Genomic DNA, 20,522 nt, shown 5'->3' with positions numbered 1-20,522 from the left:
CGCCGTATCGTCGAGCGGCTGGTCGGCCAGGACGCGCCGCTGCTGACCAGACAGCAGCGTGAGGTCGTTCCGCGCCGGGCCCCTGCCTCGGAGACGAGGAGGTTCTCGCTGCCGGCTCCGGTTGGCCGGCCGGTGGTCCGGTCCTCGGTCCAGGCCGGTCGGCAAACCGGTTCGGTGACGTCATAGGCGGCGACGCCTGCGATTCGCGCCCTTGATGACGACCAGGTCGCGGTGGCGGCGATGGTCGTGCGGCGGCGTGCCGTCCCGCCGTCGGGTGCGGGGCGGTGATCGGGCAGGTGCACCTTATGCGACGTTACGGCTGGAGTCTTTCCCCTGCGCTGTTGTACTGTGACATTGTACGCTCCTCCGTCGTGGTGGTGCCTTCAGCGACGGCGACGGGATTCAGGCCGGGTTCGGTCGGACGGATGCGACACAAGACAGGGAGTACGGGATGCACGCGCGATTGAAGCCATGGCACGGGGTGCTGGTCGCCACGGCGCTGCCCTTCGACGACCGGCTGCAGGTCGATCTCGATCGGTTCGCGGAGCATGTCCGGTGGCTGGCCGCCGAGGGCTGCGACGGCGTGACCCCGAACGGGTCGCTGGGGGAGTACCAGACGTTGACCGAGCAGGAGCGACGCGTCGTGGTGCGTACGGCGGTCGACGTCGCTCCGGACGGCTTCACCGTGATGCCCGGCATTGCCGCGTACGGTGCGTTGGAGGCGCGCAGATGGGCCGAGGACGCCGCTGAGGCCGGTTGTGTGGCGGTCATGCTGCTGCCCCCGAACGCCTACCGGGCCGACGAGCGGGCCGTTGTCGAGCACTACCGCGAGGTGGCGAAGGTCGGCATACCTGTGGTGGCGTACAACAATCCGATCGACACCAAGGTCAATCTCACCCCGGCCCTGCTCGCCAAGCTGTGCGGCGAGGGCCTGATCGTGGGCGTCAAGGAGTTCTCCGGCGACGTCCGGCGCAGCTACGAGATCGCCGAGCTGGCCCCGGACCTCGACGTGTTGGTCGGCGCTGACGACGTGGCATTGGAGATGTGCCTCGCCGGAGCGCGGGGCTGGGTCGCGGGCTACGTCAACGCGCTGCCGCGGGCGAGTGTGCAGCTGTTCAATGCCGCCGCCAACGGTGACCTGGCCACCGCCCTGCCGCTCTATCGGATGCTGCATCAGCTGCTGCGCTGGGATTCCAAGACGGAGTTCGTCCAGGCGATCAAGCTGTCGATGGACGTCGTCGGGCGGTATGGCGGGCCGTGCCGGCCGCCCCGGGTTCCGCTCACCGCCGAGCAGCAGCGCGCCGTGCGGGAGGCCACCGAGAAGGCGAGCGCCGCCGGGTGCCGGTAGTGGAAGGGTGGTAGACACGTGTGCGGCAAGCGGCTGTTCCACGCGATCTGCTCGCACACCGGGGGCATGCCGAACGATGTCCTCCCGCTCGGTGGACAGCGGGTTTCCCGCATCGGCCACCGGGAGCAGGGCCGGGCCGCGCCGGGGTTCTACACTGCGCTGCACCCGGTCCCCATGGCGGTCGCACCGACCTGGGGATGCGACACGATCCGGGTGGCGCGAGGCGGTGGATCCGGTCCAACTATCCTCCAAGCGGAGGGGGTGCAGTAATGGCGCAGTCGTTACATTTGCCGATGCTCGAGGCGCGGCGCAGCGTGCGGGGCCAGGTCGCCCACGCCCTGCGTGCGGCCCTCGTGGCCGGTGAAATGCGCCCCGGGGAGATCTACTCCGCGCCCGCCCTTGCCGCGCAGTTCGGCGTGTCGCCCACGCCGGTGCGGGAGGCGATGCTGGACCTGGTCAAAGAGGGCCTGGTCGAGACGGTGCCCAACAAGGGTTTCCGGCCGACCGAACTCTCCGACGAGGAACTGGACAACATCACCGAGATCCGACAGCTTCTCGAGGTTCCGATGACCATCCGGGCGGCTGGCGTGGCAGGCGCCGATGACCTGGCTCGCCTGCGGCCGATCGCGCAACGGATCGTCGAGGCGGCGCAGGAGAAAGATCTGATCGCGTACATCGAGCAGGACCGGGTGTTCCACCTGGAGCTGCTCGCACTGGCGGGCAACGCGAACCTGGTCTCGCTCGTCGGCGAGTTGCGCTCCCGGACGAGGCTGTACGGCCTCACCCGGCTCGCCGCCAACGGCGAGTTGGCCTCCTCGGCTGCAGAACACCTCCAGATGCTCGATCTCATCGCCGCGAACGACCGGCGTGGCCTCGAGCGGCTGATCAAGGCGCACATCGGCCACGTGCGCGGCAGTTGGGCCGGCCGGGAGGAACGCCCGCGCAGGCAGCGGTCACGAGCTGCGGCAGCCCAGAAGAACGGGCACTGATCTCGGCCGGGTTGGCCGAGGGTTTGATCCACGTCCACGGTGGCGTCATCGTGGCGGTCCGTGCGGCTGGGGTCGATGTGCTGCGTTGCGCCGCTCAGGGCTACTTCCCACGATGAAGCTGGCTCGCTTTCATCCCGGGTCCAACGGGGCTGGCGCCGAAAGTGGACTCACATCTTGCCGTGGACTGTTCCGCCGGATCCGGGCGCGGGTCGCACCTGGACGGCCGGTTCCCGTCGCCGACACGCGGCCATCGAAGCGGCTCTAGCGGTACTCGACGCGACCGATACGATGTGGTGGCACACACCATCGTGGATCTTCGTGCGCACGGCAACACCAGCAGTTTCGAGTCGACGACTACAGCAGACGGCGGTGGATCATGCGGATACAGCCGCGCCAGGAGATCCTCGACATCTGGCGGGCCACGGTACGCAGTTGCTGGCAGGACGGTGAATGGCACTGGGGTGGCCGCAGCGGCAGCAACTCCATCAGCGACGCAGAGCAACTGCTGACTCTGCTGCTCCCGGCGGCCAAGGTCCCGGTGCTGTCGCTGGACGACCCGGACCGCACCGACGAAGAGGTCATCGAGGCACTCGGTCCGATCGGCGGTGCGATCGAGATTCCCCGTCGGCTGGTCGGCGTGATGATCGACTACTACACCCGGTACACCGACGACACCGGGACCCCGCTGTTCGACGGTGGCAGCTACCTCAACCCGTTGGAGGGTGGCCCGGACCTCACCGACGAGCAGCGCTCCCAGGACATCGTCGACTCGTTCGCGGTGTCTGTCACGCTCACCCTGGCGACGATCGGTTTCGTCAAGGTCTACCGGGGCTCCACCCAGCGGCGCGACCTGCTGGCCCAACTGGACAACCTCGAGGCGATGGCCAGCGCGCGCCTCACGGCGGCCATGGTGGGGCTGCTGCGCAGCTTCAGTACCTTCGTCTTCACCGCCACCGACGAGTACGGCGTCCGGCTGTGCGACATGGTCAACCAGGACGAGCTGCCCCGCCGCGAACTCGTGGCGGCGCTGCGTGAACAGCTGCGGGACACCATGGCCAGCCTGCGCAGCGTGGTGATCGGGTCCGGCCGGGTGACCGAGGATCTGGACAACAGCGAGATGCTGTTCGAGTGTGGCTGGTCGTGGGGGACCATCGCCGGCGCCGAGGAGGTCCCGACCACCGAACCGATCGGCCAGCAGCGCGAGGGCTCGGCGGAGAACGCTCCCTACCTCTACTTCACGGTCATCGCGATGGACGCCATCGAAGACCTGAACTCCGAGCGCACCCGCCTGCTCGGGTTGCTCAACGAGGAGCAGCAGCGGCTGTCCCGGGCACTGCAACTGCGCTGGGAGCTGACCCGCACCTACTGGGCGACGGTGGCGACCTTCGGCAACCGGCGGCGGTGGCCCATCGAGGACATCCCGTGGCGGACGACTGACGGTGACCGCACCGACTACTACACCCTGCAGGCCACGTCGCTGGCGGTGAAGGGACTGCTCGCCGGTGGGCGCGGCGCCGACGAGGAGCTCGGGCGGATCGCCGCGGTGCTCGTGGAGCTGGCGCAGCGGTCGCGGATCACCCGGCGTGCCTCGCCCGACGAGCCGGCGTTGATCGTGCATGCGCCGGGCAAGCGGGTGACGCTGAACGACGACACGTCGAAGCCGATCATGACGTGGAACGTCAACGAATTCTCCACGGTGCTGCTGCAGCGGGCGGCCACCGTCGCCGGTCTGCTGAGCAACGCCCGGCAGCGCAGCGAGCTGCTCGAACTTGCCGACGAGGTGTGGGAGCACCTGCTGCTGCGGCGTATCCCGGACGGCCGGCACCGCGGGCTGTGGGACCACGCCGGCGGTGCCTTCCCCGGGCTGGCGCCGAAGCCGGACGCACCCTCCTGGTATCTGACCGAGCGGGTGGTGCAGGCTCTGGTCAGCGCCGGTCAGCTGCTCTGGGAGCGGCCGTTCCCACGAGCCGGGCGGCTCGCCGCGTACGCGCAGGATCTCATCGACGAGGCCGAGTACCTGTTCGACCGGGAGTTGATGCGCGGCACGTTCGCCGGTGAGGCGATGCAGCGCAGCATGCGCAGCATCCGGGCCAGCCTGCGCCGGGCGCAGATGCTGGTGGACGAACGGCCCGGCACGGCGGCCGCTCTGGCGAACACCCTGCTGCTGCTGCTCAACGACATCACCACCGGGCAGCAGAAAGCCAGCGAGGGGATCTGAATGCTGGTCTTCGTCACGTCGCACAAGGGCGGCACCGGGCGTTCGGTGACCGCGGCGAACATCGCCTACCGCAGCGCGTTGTCCGGCCGCCCCACCTGCTATCTGGACTACGACTTCGGTTCGCCGACGGCCGGCATCACGTTCCAGATCCCGCAGGCGGTCAACGGGGTGGAGGGTGCCGGGCCGAACGGCGGCGGCCTGCATCGGTACCTGCGCGGGGAAATCCCGTCGCCGGAACAGCTGGACGTGTGGGGCACCTCGGAGCGGGCCAGCCTGCGCCAGCGGCCCATCGGGTCCGGTCCGCTGGTGCTGCTGCCCGGGCAGCGCAACGGCAGCGAGTTCGGCTTCACCAACGACATCGCCAAGCGCTGCGCCGAACTCTTCCTCCGGTTGGAGGAGGAGTTCGACCTGACTCTGGTGGACCTCAGCGCCGGCCGGTCCTACGCCAGCCAGATCGCGCTGGCGGCGACTGCCACCCCCACCCTGCGGAAGGTGACCGTTCGTTGGTTGGTCTTCCACCGGTGGACCCCCCAGCACGTCACGGCGGCCGCGGACCTGGCCTTCGAGGCCGGCGGGATCCTGGCCATGGGCAAGGAGTACGGCCACGAGCCGGAGCGGCTGCGGGAGTCGTTGCGGTTCATCCGCACCGCGGTGATCGATTCGCGCGGTCCCGAGGTCGGCCACCTCGACCTCGCGCAGCAGGCCTTCCTGCGCAAGTGCGACGCGGAGCTGTCGGAGCTGGCCCGACGGCGGGGCGTCGGGCGCACCACACTGCTCGGCGCGGTGCCGCTGGATCCCTTGCTGCAGTGGCGTGAGCAGCTCATCTCGGACCACGACGTGCAGACCAAGATCGCGAACGCCAAGACGGTGGACGCCTTCGTGGATCTGACCGAGAAGCTCTTCGACGAAACGGCATGGGAGACCGCGTGATCGGCGTGGATGTCAGGTTCCAGGAGGCGGCTGCGGTGCGTCGTACGGAGAGCGTGGCGTACTCGCATCTGTCGGTGGAGTTGGGGCACTTCTACGCGGAGGACTTCGGCGACGGGTGCCACGAGCTGCGGCGCAAGTTCGAACGGATCGCGGACTGGGCGGGGGCGATCCCGGCGCTGGCCCGACGAGGACTGCCGCCGAACCGGCAGCCCCGGATCAGCACCTGCTTCCTGGTGGACGACTACTTCCACCGGTTCGGCACCCCGCGCGAGGTGATCCCGCAGGTGCAGAGCGCCGCGGCGGAGCACGGCCTGACGCTGGACTACGTGGCCCGGGAGTCCAGCTTCGCCCGGCACGACGGGGTCGAGCTGGCCCAACTGGTGGTCGACACGCTGGTGGTGGAGCCGCCCCGGCACACCACCGGGAGCCGCCCGCCGCTGAGCGAGTCGGGCTGGCTGTCCAACGGTAAGCGCTCGCCCGGGCACGTCGACGCGCCGGCGATGACCCTGCCACTGCCGTGGTCCCCGCCGGTGCAGTCCGGCGATCCCCAGCATTCCATCTTCGTCGACGTCGAGCTGTGGTCCGACGAGCCGAACACGCGGGTGTGGGCCTGCGCGCTGCTCGCCTCGGTCTGGCAGATGACTCGGCTGGGCGTGCTACGGCACCGGGGTGAGACGATCACGCAGCCGTGCCGGCTTGCCGGCGAACTGCCCGCCGACTGGGACGAGCTGCCGTCGGTCGTCCAGCTGAACCCGGTCGCCGCGCCGTTCTGCGCGTATCGCACGCTGACCCTGATGGACACCCGGTACCTGCCGGTGGAGCTGGCCGTGCGGACCATCCTCGGTCAGGTCGCGGTGCCCCCGCCGGTGGCCCGGCAGGTCGCCAAGCGGGCCGGCGGGGAGGGCCTGCAGCTGCCCAGCGAGCTGGTCGACCGGTTGAGCTACGTGTTCATCGGCGAGTGAGCGTGGTCAGCGTGGGCACGGCTGGTTGACCGCCACGCGGCCGGCCAGGTCGCGCAGCAGGGCCTGGTTGCTCACGCTGATCTGATCCCGGATCCAGTTGACCGACGACTTCCACTGCCTGCTGAACCCGGGTACCTGCTCCAGCCGGTCCCAGATCGGCCGTAGCCGCGGGTCCACCCGCGCGCCGGGCAGCCACAGGTGCAGCAGGTGCTCCAGCACCGGCCGCAGCCGCTCGATGTGCTCCTGTCCGGAGACCGATCGGGTGACCGCGGCCTCCACGACGGCGGACAGCATGGTGAGCAGCCAGTCGTGCAGGGCGAGATCCTCGCAGAGGCCGGCCACGGCGGCCGGCACGTCCTGCGGGCCGACCACGAGTTCGACCGTGCGCAGCGTCGGGGAGTCCACGGTGACCACCGCCGAGGAGACCTGGTCCGGTCGCTCGGCGACCCGCGCGGTCCAGCGCAGCCGGGTGCGCGCCGCGCGTAGTGGCGGGCGTCGGTCCAGCAGGTCGGACATCTGCACGCCGTCGAGCACCCGGCCGGTGATCGCCTCCAGGTTCAGCACGTCGGCGGCGTTGCCGTGCAGGAAGCCCGCCGCCAGGTCCGCGGCGTCGAGCTTCCCGACCGTCTCCAGGACGCCGGGATTGGCCAGGTAGTGCGACCACGGTTGGCGGCGCTCCCCGGGGACGACCTGGATGACCGAGGACGCCTGGCCGATCCGGCCGCCGGTGATGATGGCCCGGGTGACCACCGCGCCCACGCCGCGTAGCTGGCGCTTCTTGGCGCTGGGTAGCCAACAGTCCACGCCGGTGCGCACGTCGGGTGACACCGCGTAGAGCGACGGGCGCCGCGATGTCAGCACGGCCTCGCCCTCGACCAGGCTGAGCACCTCGGCGCTCTGCTCCTGTGCCAGCGCAGTGCTGTGCTGCAGCAGGCTGGTGTGCACCTCACCCACCGTGAGCATGGCTTCCTCCGCATCGCCGCCACCGGTCCGCGGTCGCCCGCGGAATGCGGTCCCATGGTGATTGACGTACGCCGCCGTGACCCGCACCGACACGGACCCGTGCGGGAAATGCCGAAACACCCGTGGGCACGGGATTCCTACCGTTCCGGGCCCGAATCTGTCCAGAGGCCATCATAGGCCCCCCGCTGGCGGGAATCCCATGTGTGGCTGGGGTTGCCAGGCGTTCACGGGTCAGAGGGATGTGACGTCGGCTGATATTTTCAATGGTGCGGTCCCCAGCCACCCCCTGGAGTTTGCCGTTCATGAAGGTTTACATTTCGGCCACCCAAAAGGACCTGCTGGAATATCGCGCTGCCGTGCACGCCGCGGCACGCCGCCTCGAGATCGAGGACGTGGCCATGGAGGCGTACGGCGCCGACATCAGGCCACCCCTGGAACGCTGCCTGGCCGACGTACGCCGCTGCGACCTCTACGTGGGGCTGTTCGCCTGGCGGTACGGGTTCCGGCCGCCCGGCCAGGAATCCTCCATCACCGAACTGGAATACCGTGAGGCCCTCGCGGCCGGGAAACCCTGCCTGATCTTCCTGCTCGCCGAGGACACGCCGTGGCCGGTGGACATGATCGACCGGGACGCCGACTGGCAGCAGATCGTCGCGCTGCGCCGGGAACTCAAGGAACGCCACCTGTGCGCCTTCTTCTCCAGTGTGGACGACCTGTCCGCCAAGGTCACCGTGGCGCTGGCCGACGTGCGCAGCGGCCGCTCCCCGGCCCGCGAACCCGCCGACCCCGACACCCACCTGCCAGAGGCCGTACGCAACCACTACTACAAGCAGCTGGCGCTGCGCTACCAGGCGGTGCCCCTGGACGGGGTGTCGCCACGACCCACCATCGGATACCTCACGGTCGGCCTGCCGAAGGTGTTCGTGGAACCGCGAGTACACGAGGACGCCCGGCCGGAAATGCCCCTCGCGTGGTGGCGCTGGGCCGGCTCCACACCGGACGGGGACACCGGCGGCCTGCCCGGCGTGGTGGACCCGGAGGAAGTGGAGCGGCTCTGGGAGGAGTACGCGGCCAAGGACGCACTCGCCCTGTTCGACGTGGTGTGCGATCCGAGCCGACGGGCGATCGTGCTGCTCGGCGACCCCGGCTCCGGCAAGTCAGCGACCGCACGCTATCTGGCGCTGGCACTGGCCGGCGCCTGCGTCGAGCCCCGACTGGCCGCGCTGGACCGCTACCTGCCAGTCCTGATCGAGCTGCGCTCGTACGCCGTGCACTGCGGGGACGGCCGGTGCGACGGCCTGCTCGACTACGTCGGCCACCGCCACCAGCAGGGACTCGCCGGAATCGACCAGGACGTGCTGGAGTCGTACCTGCGCCAGGGCGGCCAGGCGCTGTTCCTGTTCGACGGCCTCGACGAGGTGTTCGACCCGGCCCAGCGGGAGGAGGTGGCCGCACAGATCGCCACGTTTGCCAACGAATACCCCGGCGTACGGACGGTGGTCACCTCACGGGCAGCCGGATACCTGCGACACACCTTCGCCAACGCCGGCTTCGACCACTTCACCCTCGAGGACCTCGACGACGAACGGATCGCCCGCTTCCTCGGCAACTGGTACCGCTACGTCATGCCCACCCCGGCGGCCGAGGCGGACCGGCAGCGGCGGCAGATCCTCGACGTGGTGCGCAGATCTCGGGCCATGCACGAGATCGCCGGCAACCCGCTGCTGCTGATGCTCATGGCGATCGTCGGCCGGGGCCACCCACTGCCCCGCAACCGGCGCCGACTCTACGCCCACGTCACCGACGTGCTGATCTCCGAGTGGGATGTGACCAAACAACTGCGGGAAAGCCACGGCGACGTACCGCCGCTGGACCCGCAGGCGAAGCGGCGGCTGCTGCGCCACCTGGCGTTCCGGATGCAGTTCCGGGAGTCCGGACCGGCGGGAAACTACATTGAATCCGACGAACTGGCGCGCATCTTCCGGGACCACCTGGTCGACTTCTACGGATTCGAGAACGAGCGGGCGCTCGCCATGGCCTACTCAATGATCGACAAGTTGCGCCAGCGAAGCTTCATCCTGGAACGGTACGGCCTGCGACTGTTCGGGTTCGTGCACCGCACGTTCCTGGAGTTCTTCTGCGCCGAGGAGATCGTGGACAGGTTCGAGCACGATCCGGACGCCTGGGGCCTCGACCAGCTGCGCGCGCTGTTCCGCGAGCACTGGGCCGACCCGTCCTGGCGGGAGGTGCTCCGGCTGGTCGCCAGCGCGCTGCCCGCCCCGGCCGCCAACGACCTGGTCACCGTCCTCGCCACCGAGGTCAACCAACCCTGGCCGCCGCTGAACCTCACCGGCCCACCATGGAACCTGGTGCTGGCCGCGCAGTGCGTGGCGGAAGCGCCCCAGCCGGCCGAGCTGGCCGGCGCGGGTGACGCCGTGCTGGGCCAGATCGTGCTGCTGGTCGAACACGGCATCTCCGCCGACGACCCCAACCTGGTGGAACTCACCGAACAGGAACTGCTGTCCTCCATCCGGGCGCTCGGCCCGCACTGGCCGGGCCGGGCTGCCTTCCTGCACTGGTACCGCCGCCGCGGAGTGCGCACCAGCTGGCGCTCCGGCTCCGCGTTCGCGACCAGGATCGCCGCGGTGCTGTCCACCGCCGAGGAACAGCTGGAGGAGCTGCTGGTCCGGGAACTCGGGCAGGGCCGCGAACGGCAGGCCCACCTCACCATGGTCGCCGGGCTGGCCGAGGCCGCCGGCCGGCTGGACACCACCAGCCCCAGCCGCCGCCGGTGCCGGGACCTGCTCCTCGCCCAGGCACAGGCGGAAGTGTCGACCGCGGTACGGCAGGCCGCCGTCCGGGCGCTGGTCGCACACTTCAGCGCCGACCCCGAGCTCGTCGACGTGCTGCGCGACCTCACCGAATCACCCGACCCCGCGGTACGCGCGCTCGCCGTGCAGTCCCTCGGCGGCCGGGCCGAGCTGTCCGAGGACGTCCGCCAGGTGCTGGCGAGGGCCACCGAAGACCCAGCCACCGCCGTGCGGCGCGCCGCCGTGGGAGTCCTCGCCGCCCGCTGCGCCGACCTGCCCGACGTACCCGCGACGCTGCAGCGACTACTGGACACCGACACCGACCCCGCAGTGGTCCAGTGCGCGCTGGAAGGCCTGCTGGCACTGCCGGAGCACGCCGACACGGCCCGCACACGGGCGCTGGAGCGGGTCGCCAGCGACGCCCCGGACGACGTGCGGCGCGGCCTGGTGACCGAACTGCTGCCCGGCGGGCCCAGCCCCGACGGCACCGAACTGCTGCTGAAGCTGGCCTGCTCAGCCTCCTCCGCGCGGCTGCGCGCGGTCGCCGTGCAGCGGCTGGCGCTCGTACCCGATCCGGAGGGGCGCTGCCGAGCCCGGCTGGTCGACCAGATCGAGCAGGACGAGGACGCGTCCGTGCGGGCCGCGGCGGTGACCGCACTGCTCGACCAGGACCGCGCGGACGACTCCGGATGGACCGTAGCGGCGTACGCCGCGCGCGCCGACGACGACGCGACCGTGCGCCTCGCCGCGGTGCGTGCCCTAGCCGAGGCATACCCCGACCACCGCACCGGGGAACTGCTGCTGGAACGAGCCCGCCGGGACCCGACCGCGAGCGTCCGGCTCGCCGCGGTCGACCTGCTCACCGGCCGGCCGCTGCTCGGCCACGCCACCCGCGACCTGCTCATCAGCCGGGCCTCCCAGGAGCGGGACCCGATCGTCCGGCTGCGGGTCACCCGCAGCCTGACCCACCTCGGCGAGCCGCCGGAGACCGAGGTGCACGAATGCCTCGCCGAGCAGGTCAGCCGCGACCCCGACCCGAACGTGCTGCGCGCCGCCGCGCAGGCACTCGCCCGCCACGGCGACACCGACGGCCTGGTGGAGACGCTGTGCCGGCGGGCCCGCCGAGACAGCTACGCCGGCATCCGGCTGGCCGCTGTGCAGGCCCTGTGCGCGTACGGCAGCCCCGACGTGGTGACCGACGTGCTGCTGGAATGCGTCGAATCGGACAGCGATCCGGCCGTGTTCGACGCGGCGGTGCGCTGCCTGACCGAACGGGGCTCGGCGTCCATGGCGGTGACGCTGCGGCTGATGCGCCGCCTGGCCGACCAGGACCCGGCGATCCGCGCCCGCATCGCCGCCGCGCTCGGCGAGCACTTCGGGGCCGATCCGGAGGTTCGGGTACTGCTGGTGGGGCTGGTCCGCGACGACCCGGACCTGGAGGTCCGACGCCGGGCCGTGGAACAGCTGGGAGCGACGCTGGCCGACCGGATGGGGGTACGGGAACTGCTGCTGCGGCTGGCGGACGACGACGACTGGGAGATCCGCCGCACCGCGCTGCTCGCGTTGACCCGTCACTACCGGGGGGACAGCCGGACCCGGGAGGTGCTCGTCCGGCTCGCCCACCAGGAGGACGACGGCACGGTACGGCGCCTCGCCGGCCAACTGCTCGCCGCGCTGCCCGACACCAAACCCGACGACTTTCCGTGACCCGCCGCTGTACGGGGCCCCGCCCGGCGTCCAATGGCCGGCGGTAACCACCCATCTGATCCCAGCAGGGCGGCGGTGACCAGCAAGGTTCCGGTGAGCGCCAGGACGCTCCTTGGTCGAAGGTGGCGGTGTGGTGATGTCCGGGCGCACGTGGCAGCCCTAGGCAAAGCTCTCCCGCACCATCGTCGCAGAGCATGTCCCATCCGCCAATCCGTTGACGCCGATGCGTTTGGCCGGTAGGAAAAGCTTTACCTACCCGTCCCGGCCAGACCAGGAGAGCTTTCATGACGACCGAGCACAGCAGACGTGACTTCCTCCGATGGGCCGGGGTGACCGCCTCTGCCGCAGCCTTCGCGCCGCTGGTCGCCGGCCGGGCAAGCGCCGATCCCACGCCTCCCGGCAACCCCTGGGCCCGCGCCGAGTACATCAGCGCGAAGGTACGCCGCCCGCACTTCCCCAACCGCTGGTTCGACATCCGGCAGTACGGCGCCGTCGGCGACGGCGCCACCGACTGCACGGAGGCGATCAGGCAGGCGATCGCCGCCTGTCACACCGCCGGGGGAGGGCACGTGCTGGTGCCGGCCGGCCGGTTCCTCACTGGGCCGATCCACCTGCTCAGCAACGTCGACCTGCACGTCACCGCCGAGGCGGTGGTGCTGTTCAGCCAACGCCCCGCCGACTACCTGCCAGCCGTGCTGACCCGGTTCGAGGGCGTCGAGCTTTACAACTACTCACCGCTGATCTATGCCTTCGAGCAGGAGAACATCGGGATCACCGGGGCCGGCGTGCTCGACGGACAGGCGGACAACGAGCACTGGTGGCCGTGGAAGGGCAAGGCCGAGTACGGCTGGAAGAAGGGCGACCCGAAGCAGGACGCCGCCCGGGCCCGGCTGTTCGCCATGGCCGAGCAGGGCGTGCCGGTCGAGCAGCGGGTGTTCGGCGAGGGCGACTATCTGCGCTCGTCCTTCATCGAGCCCTACCGTTGCCGCAACGTGCTCATCGAGGGGGTCACGATCGTCCGCTCCCCGATGTGGGAGATCCACCCGACCCTGTCCGAGAACGTGCTGGTGCAGAACGTCACCGTCAACTCCCACGGCCCGAACAACGACGGCTGCGACCCCGAATCCAGCCGCATGGTCGTCATCCGCGGCTGCACCTTCGACACCGGCGACGACTGCATCGCGATCAAGGCCGGGCGAAACGCCGACGGGCGCCGGGTCAACGCCCCGAGCGAGGACATCCTCATCGAGGACTGCCTGATGCGCGACGGCCACGGCGGAGTGACGATCGGCAGCGAGATGTCCGGCGGGGTGCGCAACGTCTTCGCCCGCAACTGCGAGATGTCCAGCCCCAACCTGGACATCGCCCTGCGGTTCAAGACGAACTCCGTCCGCGGCGGCTTCATCACCGACGTCTACGCCCGCGACATCCGCATCGGCGAGGTCGCCGGCGCCGTCATCGACGTCAACTTCTTCTACGAGGAGGGTCCCGGCTACGGGTTCAACCCGGTGGTGCGCAACATCGACGTCCGGGACCTGACCGTCGGCCATGCCGGGCGCGCCCTCAATCTTCGCGGCTACGCAGACGACCACATCACCGACGTGACCCTCACGAACGTGGACTTCGGCACCACGGGTAAGCCGGGCGTGGTGGAGTACGTCGACAACCTCGTGCTACGCAACGTCGTCGAGAACGGGCAACCGCTCGTGCTCGCGTCGGCCTGAGTGTCCGAAGCACCGGCGGCCGCATGGTCAAATGTGGCGGTGCAGCGAACGCCCCGCAGCTCACCGACCCGGTCGACCATCCACGACGTGGCCCGACTCGCGCAGGTGTCCACCGCGACCGTCTCCCGGGTGCTGACCGGCGCCAAGCCGGTCTCGGCTGACCTGGCCCAACGGGTACGCGACGCCGCGGCGCACCTGGACTACCGGCCCAACCCCGCGGCGCAGGTGTTGCTCAGCGGACGCTCGCACACCGTCGGCGTCGTCGTCCCGGACCTCGCGAATCCCTACTTCGCCGAGGTGCTCAAGGGCGCGACGCCGGCGGCCGCCGAGCGCGGCTGGCGGACCCTCGTCGCCGACACCGACGAGGATCCCGAGGTCGAGTACCGGGCCGCCACCGAACTGGGCCGCTGGGTGGACGGCGTGATGCTGTGCTCACCCCGGATGAGCGCTCTCCGACTCCGGGAACTGGCCACCAAGCTCCCGGCCCTCGTCCTGGTCAACCGCCTGGTACGACACCCGTCGGTGGCGGCGGTGCTGGTGGACTACCACCAGGGGATGACACAGCTGTGCGCCCACCTCGCGTCGCTCGGGCACCGCCGTCTCGTCTACCTGCAGGGGCCGCCCCACGCCTGGTCCGACGGGCAGCGCCGGCGCGCCCTGCGCACCGCCGCCGGCCGGGGACTCGACGTCGTGCAGATCCCGTGCGGCTCGACGGCCCCGGACGGTCACCGGGTGGCCGAGGAGGCACTGGGGCACAAGCCGACCGCGATCGTCGCCTTCAACGACTACGTCGCGCTGGGCGTGCTGAGCCGGCTCACCGAACTCGGCGTCACGGTGCCGGGCGATGTCTCGGTGACCGGTTTCGACGACATCCCGCTCAGCGCCCTCACCCCGCCCGGGCTCACCACGGTAGCCGTGCCCAAGCGGACCGTCGGCCGGCTGGCCTGGCAGCGGCTTGCCACCGAGGGAACCGGACCGTCGACGACGGCGACCAGCGTGCCGGTCGAGCTTGCCGTCCGCGGCTCGACCGCCCCACCCCGCCGGGGGCGCAGCTAGTTTCAGGCGGGATCGGCCCCGCCGTTTTCAAAGGGGCGCCCGGTGCTGGCGCGGACGATCAGCGTCGGGGTGAGCATGACCGGCTGTGGCCACTGGTCACCGGCCAGGCGCGCCGACAGGTGATCCCAGGCCAGCCGGCCGAGCTGTGCGCGCTGGTTGCGCAGCGAGGTCAGCGGCGGTCGCGCGTACGCCGCGATGGGGATGTCGTCGTACGAGGTCACCGACACCGCGCCGGGCACTGCGACACCGGTGTCGTGCAACCAGCTGAGCAGCCCGATCGCGACCAGGTCGTTGAAGGTGATCACCGCCGTGGCGCCGGTGCCCAGCAGCTCCGGCCCGGCGCTGTACCCGTGGTCGCCGGACCAGCCCCCGGTGATCTCCGCCAGGTGCATGCCCATCTTGCGGGTCAGGGTGCGCAACGTGCGGCGACGCTGCCCGTCCGACCAGGAGGCAGGCGGCCCACCCACGTACGTGATCCGCCGGTGGCCGAGGTTCGCGAGGTGGTCCAGCAGTTGCCGGCTGCCGGAGCGGTAGTCGACGCAGACCACCCCCGCCTGTTTCGCCGTCCGGTTGACGCAGACGACCGGGATCGGCCCGTCGAGGATCCTGGCGAGGTGCTTCGGGCGCAGCCGCGAGCTGCACAGCACCAGCGCACTCGCATGGCTGGTCAACTCCTCCGCCAGCCGCAGTTCCTCGTCAGGGTCCTCCCCACTCTCGCTGATCAGCAGTCGGTAGCCCGCCGCGCGCGCCCCGGCGCCGAGGCCCTTGAGTACCTCGGGAAAGAACGGGTTGGCCAGATCGGGCACGGTCACGCCGATGGTGCGGACCTGGCCGAGCTTGAGCTCCTTCGCCGCGCCGTCGGCCCGGTAACCCAGCCGCGCGGCGACCGAGCGGACGTGGTTGCTCACCTCGAACGAGATCTGTTCCGAGCCGTTGAGGACCCGGGAGACTGTCGACACCGACGTGCCCGCTTCGCGTGCGACGTCGACGAGACGAACCCGCCTTCCGCCCGTCACACCGCACCTCCTGCTCCGATTGCTGGTCGCCACTGTACGACCGGGGCGATCGATGCGCGGACCACCTCAGCCGCCATTCGATGCAAACGTTTGATCGGAGCAGTTCGGGCGTCCGACGCGGGTCTGGAGCGTCGCACGCCCCGGCACCGGGGGCGGTCGGCCCTGATCTGCGCTGACCGGCGGATCTGTTGCCTCAGCCGTTGACAAGGAGCGGTGATGGTCGAAATAATCCATGCAAACGTTTGCATGGTCGATCGTCGGTGGACGGTCACCTCCGAACTCCCGACGCCCCGCAATGAGCAGACCCCGACCGGGTTTCTGCGGGGCAGTCCCGGACCGACGCCGTACGACGCAACGCACCACCGTCACCACCTGTCCGTTCCCCCGAACCGAAAGGGAATGCCGTGACGACGCAACCGCCGGAACCGAAGCGAGCACCACGAGGCCGACGCCGTCCCCGTGCCGTCCTCGTCCTGCTGGCCCTGGCTCTCGCTTCGATAGTCACCGCGGCCGCCGGAGCCGACGCGAGCCCCAGAGCCAGCGCCAATGCCGACTCGGCGATGATCCAGCGGATCGTCGACAAGATCGAGACGCCCGCCATTCCGAAGCGGGACTATGTGGTCACCGACTTCGGTGCCGTGGGCGACGGCAGCGCCGACGCGCGTCCGGCCATCATGGCCGCCATCAAGCGAGCCTCCCAGGATGGTGGCGGGCGGGTGGTCCTGCCCGCCGGCCGTTGGTTCAGCAAGGGGCCGATCCATCTGGCCAGCCGAATCGACCTGCACGTGTCCGAGGGAGCCACGCTGCTGTTCAGCCCGGCCGCCAAGGACTACCTGCCCGTCGTGCGCACCCGCTGGGAGGGCACTGAGCTGTTCGGCTACTCACCGCTGATTTACGCCAATGACGTGCACGACGTGGCAATCACCGGCAAGGGCGTCATCGACGGCAACGAGCAGCACGAGTTCCACAGCTGGACGGGGAAGCAGCAGGGTGACCAGCTGCGGCTGCGTCAGATGGGTTTCACCGGCGTGCCGGTCGAGCAGCGGATCTTCGGCTCCGGCACCTACCTGAGGCCCAGCGCTGTCCAGTTCTTCCACGCCACGCGGGTGCTCCTGCAGGACTACACGATCCACAACTCCCCGTTTTGGATCAACCACCTCGTGTACACGGACGACGCCATCGTGCGCAACCTCGTCGTGGACAGCCACCGGGCGAACAACGACGGCGTGGACGTCGACTCGAGCACCCACGTGCTCATCGAGAAGAACACCTTCCGCACCGGCGACGACTCCGTGGTGGTGAAGTCGGGCCGAGACCTCGACGGGCGGACCATCGGCCGGCCGAGCGAATACATCGTCGTGCGCAACAACGACATGGGTGGCGAGGACGGCATCGCCCTCGGCAGTGAGATGTCGGGCGACATCCGCCACGTCTACTTCACCGACAACGTGCTGCGCACCGGCGCCTCCGCCATCCGGTTCAAGGGCAACCTCGACCGGGGCGGCACGGTCGAGCACATCCGCGTGCGGAACATGACAGTCGAGTCCTTCGACACCCTCATCTGGTTCCAGCTGAACTACCCCGGTGAACTGGGCGGCAACTTCCCGCCGGTGTACCGCGACATCGTGTTCTCCGACATCACCGTCGAGGCCGCCGGTCAGGTGCTCGAAGTCCACGGTCCGCAGGCCGCGCCGCTGCGGGACGTCCTGCTCAAGGACATCGTGGTGAAGAAGGCGGACAAGCCGTTCGTCCTCGAGAACGTCGAGCGACTCCGCTTCGACAACCTCATGATCAACGGCGACCGGATCGACGGCAATCTCGACTGGAAGTAGGTGCTCCACCATGGCGGGGCGTCGACACCACCGATGACCGATCGCTTCTTCGTTGCGATGCTGGTGAGGTCCGCCCTTCTCGGCCGCGTCGACAACACGTGGACACGTCACCGGTCAGGCCGTACGGACAACACACTGGTGGGCGCCTCTCGCACGGGCTCCTATCAGGTCACGACGCCTGGCCGGTGACATGCAGCTCGCGGGGCCACCGGGCCGGCCGACGAATCGGGATGAGGATCGTCGGTCTGCCGGTGAGTCAGACCAACCCGGCGACCCACCCCACCATCCTCACTGTCCGCCGCCGACCCACCCCCTGGGGAGCGGGCCGCCGCCCGTCCCGCCACGTCGTGCCGTCGACGTCGCAGATGACATACGGCACGATCTTCCCGATCCGCCACCGATCCCTTGGTGGGCAGCGCGGCTACGGCGACGCTGCGCACGTCGACCGGGATCGACACCCTGACCACCGGGGAGCGGCGGTCAGCCGATTCTGACCCGGACCGGTTCGCCATCCGTGGCCCGGACGGTCAGGGTGGTTCGGCCGTCGGCGACGGCCACCTCGCCCCGGTCGGCGTGTACCGGCCGGTCGGTGGCGAAGACCGCGACATCCTCGGTCTGGGTCGGCCGGAGCAGTACCTCCGAGCCGTTGCGGGCCACCAGTTCGCAGCTGCTCTCCAGCAGCGTGGCCGGTCCGACACGGACCCCGGCGGGCAGGATCAGCCCGGCGCGGGCGCCGATCCGCAGCCGCCGGCCGGACAGTACCGGTTCGTCCCGGTGCCACAGTGTGAACTCGATCGCTGACGGCGCGACGTTGATCAGGTGGCGCAGCCGCTGGCCGGATCGGTCTACGGTCGAGGTGAGGAGCAGCCCGGGTTCGTCTGCGTCGTGCCGGAGCCGGGGCCGCACCCCGAGCCGGTCCAGCGCTGCTCGCCAGAAGTCCAGGTGGCACGGGTAGTCGGTGGCGATCAGCACGGCTCGGCCGGCGCCCACGGTCACCTCGACGCCGCATGCCCGGCCGGAGCCGACCTCGGTGAGCAGCCGTTCACCCGACCCGGTGAGCAGTTGGGCGTAGCCGACCCGGACCTCGGCGGCGCGGGCCGCCCAGGCGTGGCCCACCACCGACGGGAAGTAGTGTGGGCCGCCCTCCAGCCAACCGTCCGCCCGCACCCCGAGCGCGTCGGCCAGCAGGGTGCACGGCGTGCCGTCGTGGTCGCGGGTGGGCAGTGGTCCGTGCAGCAACAGCCGGCCGCCGGCCCGCAGATGGTCGACCAGCCGCTGCTGGACGTCCGAACCAAGGGTGGGGGCGGTGGCCAGCACCAGCACCGGCGGCGTGCCGGCCGGCCCCTGTGCTGCGCCGCCCGCCGGAGCCTGCAGGTCCACTGCGGGGAACGAGTACCCGGCGAGCAGCAGCGCCCGCGCCAGCACGTCCCGCGCGCCCATGCCGCGGAACCGTTCCAGCTCGGCGACCTGCTCGGACCGGTTGGTGGACGCCGGGTGGTGGTACTCGGTCAGGTAGTGGTCGGGTACGAAACCGAGGGCGAGCCCGTCGTGTTCCTCGTCGCCGTCGGCGAGTAGGTCGGCCACCCCGCGTACGGCGTGCAGCGCTCGCCGGGCTGCGGGATACGTCGGGTTTAGCTGCCCCTCCGGGCCGACCGGGGCGGCGAAGCCGTGCCGCTCGCCGGTGAACGCGATCCGGTCGTTGCCGTCGCCGACCGGTTCGGCCAGCGGCGGGTTGTGGCCGCCGGCGAACAGGTAGAGGTTGAGCAGCCGGTTGCCTTGCGCCACGCAGATCCGGGTCTTCAGGTCGATCGCCTCGGGCGGGTAGCGCGTCGACAGGTCCTCGCCGTAGTCGCCGTTGCCGGCCTCGAACTCCAGGCAGGTCAGTGGCTGGTCGCCGTCGTGCGCGGCGGCCAGGAAGGCGTTGCACACGTAGAGGTCGGCGACGTTGCTGACGGTGAGGTCGCCGAGGTAGAAGTCCGAGCCGGAGGTGAGCTGCGGCTGCCCGCGGTACGACTCCATGAGCTGGCTGATCCCGATCGGGAAGGTGCGTCCCCGCCCGCCGCCGGTGCCGTGCACGTTGACCAGGAACGGCACCCCGCTCACCCCGTACCGCTCGGCGCTGGCTCGCAGCGCCGCCACGTACCGGCGGTAGCGGTCCCGCATGTAGCGCCCGAGGTCGTCGTGCAGCGCCAGGGAGCGTTCCTCGACCGGGGTACGCAGGGCGGCCGCCCACGCCGGCGGATCGGCCGGGTCGGCGCCGATCCGCGCCGCGGCGGTGTCCTTGCCGTACCGTTCGACGGCCCATCGTGCCAGGTCGGCGCAGAGGCCGTCGGTGAGGTCGGGGGAGTTGGTCACCCAGGACAGCATCCCGATCTCGTTGTCGAGTTGGACCGCCACCACGGGGCCGCCGCGCGGCGCGAGCCGCTGCGCGACCAGCGGCATCACCTGGGCGTACCAGCCGTCGGCCGCGGCGAGGAACTCCGGCGCCAGGTAGTCGATGGTGCGGGTGCTGATCGGCGCGCCGTCCCAGGTGGTGGGCAGCAGGTGCGGGTGCTCGTCGTACACCCGGTAGGGGATGCCCTCGTTCTTGACCTCGGCCATGACGAACGGGCCGGGGCGGACCACGGCCCGCAGCCCATGCTGGTGCGCGAGGTCGAGGAAGCCGGCCAGGTCGCGTTGCTCGTGAGTACGCCCGGTCAGGTCGACCGAGCCGTCGGGCAGTTCGTGCCACAGCCACGGCACGTATGTGGCGACGGTGTCGGCGCCGCAGTCGCGGAGCCGGTCGAGCCGGTCCGCCCAGTCGGCCTGGGCGAGGCGGAAGTAGTGCACCTCACCGGCGAGCAGCAGCTCGGGCCGGCCGTTGATGAGGATCCTGCGATCCCGGAGCAGCACTTCTGTCATATGGGGCAGAGCTCCTCACGCGGGAGATTGTGGATCAGAGGCTTGTGAACTTCGTCTCGGCTGCCT

Annotated in this window: 12 protein-coding genes; 9 read left to right on the top strand and 3 right to left on the bottom strand. The window is 70.4% G+C overall.

The window, feature by feature from the left end; translation table 11 throughout:
* The first annotated feature begins 451 nt into the window (after positions 1 to 451).
* The 5 genes from ACFYM6_RS16130 (at position 452) to ACFYM6_RS16110 (ending at position 6,447) form a co-directional block, all read left to right on the top strand.
* Entirely contained in the window at positions 452 to 1,348 is an 897-nt protein-coding gene (locus ACFYM6_RS16130) for a dihydrodipicolinate synthase family protein (protein ID WP_387276098.1), read from the top strand.
* A gap of 293 nt (positions 1,349 to 1,641) precedes the next feature.
* The gene (locus ACFYM6_RS16125; protein WP_387276096.1) at positions 1,642 to 2,337 is read left to right on the top strand and encodes a GntR family transcriptional regulator; all 696 of its coding nucleotides are present in this window, start codon (positions 1,642 to 1,644) and stop codon (positions 2,335 to 2,337) included.
* Positions 2,338 to 2,713: 376 nt separating this feature from the next.
* Positions 2,714 to 4,555 (top strand): SCO2524 family protein, encoded by a 1,842-nt coding sequence (locus ACFYM6_RS16120; RefSeq protein ID WP_387276094.1) that lies wholly within the window; start codon positions 2,714 to 2,716, stop codon positions 4,553 to 4,555.
* Positions 4,556 to 5,485: an SCO2523 family variant P-loop protein gene (locus tag ACFYM6_RS16115; protein WP_073837225.1), complete on the top strand. Its 930-nt coding sequence runs from the start codon at positions 4,556 to 4,558 to the stop codon at positions 5,483 to 5,485.
* Positions 5,482 to 6,447 (top strand): SCO2522 family protein, encoded by a 966-nt coding sequence (locus ACFYM6_RS16110; RefSeq protein ID WP_387276091.1) that lies wholly within the window; start codon positions 5,482 to 5,484, stop codon positions 6,445 to 6,447. The genes ACFYM6_RS16115 and ACFYM6_RS16110 overlap by 4 nt, the downstream gene beginning before the upstream one ends.
* 6 nt (positions 6,448 to 6,453) lie before the next feature.
* On the opposite strand, the gene ACFYM6_RS16105 is transcribed toward ACFYM6_RS16110, so the two are convergent.
* The gene (locus ACFYM6_RS16105) at positions 6,454 to 7,410 is read right to left on the bottom strand and encodes an SCO2521 family protein (RefSeq protein WP_387276089.1); all 957 of its coding nucleotides are present in this window, start codon (positions 7,408 to 7,410) and stop codon (positions 6,454 to 6,456) included.
* A 302-nt stretch (positions 7,411 to 7,712) separates the two neighbouring features.
* Here ACFYM6_RS16105 and ACFYM6_RS16100 point away from each other — a divergent pair, with 302 nt between their 5' ends.
* From ACFYM6_RS16100 to ACFYM6_RS16090, 3 genes are all read left to right on the top strand, one after another.
* Positions 7,713 to 11,927, top strand: a complete 4,215-nt coding sequence (locus ACFYM6_RS16100; RefSeq protein WP_387276088.1) for a HEAT repeat domain-containing protein — start codon at positions 7,713 to 7,715, stop codon at positions 11,925 to 11,927.
* Positions 11,928 to 12,211: 284 nt separating this feature from the next.
* Positions 12,212 to 13,651 (top strand): glycosyl hydrolase family 28 protein, encoded by a 1,440-nt coding sequence (locus ACFYM6_RS16095; protein ID WP_387276086.1) that lies wholly within the window; start codon positions 12,212 to 12,214, stop codon positions 13,649 to 13,651.
* A 39-nt stretch (positions 13,652 to 13,690) separates the two neighbouring features.
* Entirely contained in the window at positions 13,691 to 14,707 is a 1,017-nt protein-coding gene (locus ACFYM6_RS16090) for a LacI family DNA-binding transcriptional regulator (protein ID WP_387276084.1), read from the top strand.
* A 2-nt stretch (positions 14,708 to 14,709) separates the two neighbouring features.
* Here the strand turns inward: ACFYM6_RS16090 and ACFYM6_RS16085 are convergent, their stop codons facing one another.
* Complete coding sequence (locus tag ACFYM6_RS16085) at positions 14,710 to 15,723, bottom strand: LacI family DNA-binding transcriptional regulator (RefSeq protein WP_387276082.1); 1,014 nt, start codon at positions 15,721 to 15,723, stop codon at positions 14,710 to 14,712.
* A gap of 560 nt (positions 15,724 to 16,283) precedes the next feature.
* On the opposite strand from ACFYM6_RS16085, the gene ACFYM6_RS16080 reads away from it, so the two are divergent.
* Positions 16,284 to 17,555: a glycoside hydrolase family 28 protein gene (locus tag ACFYM6_RS16080; protein WP_387276080.1), complete on the top strand. Its 1,272-nt coding sequence runs from the start codon at positions 16,284 to 16,286 to the stop codon at positions 17,553 to 17,555.
* A gap of 480 nt (positions 17,556 to 18,035) precedes the next feature.
* Here ACFYM6_RS16080 and ACFYM6_RS16075 read toward each other — a convergent pair whose 3' ends face one another.
* Positions 18,036 to 20,456 (bottom strand): beta-galactosidase, encoded by a 2,421-nt coding sequence (locus tag ACFYM6_RS16075; protein WP_387276078.1) that lies wholly within the window; start codon positions 20,454 to 20,456, stop codon positions 18,036 to 18,038.
* Positions 20,457 to 20,522: the final 66 nt, after the last annotated feature.

The sequence above is a fragment of the Micromonospora sp. NPDC006431 genome (assembly GCF_042870725.1).
Taxonomy (GTDB): domain Bacteria; phylum Actinomycetota; class Actinomycetes; order Mycobacteriales; family Micromonosporaceae; genus Micromonospora.
This window is presented reverse-complemented; position numbering and strand designations above follow the sequence as displayed.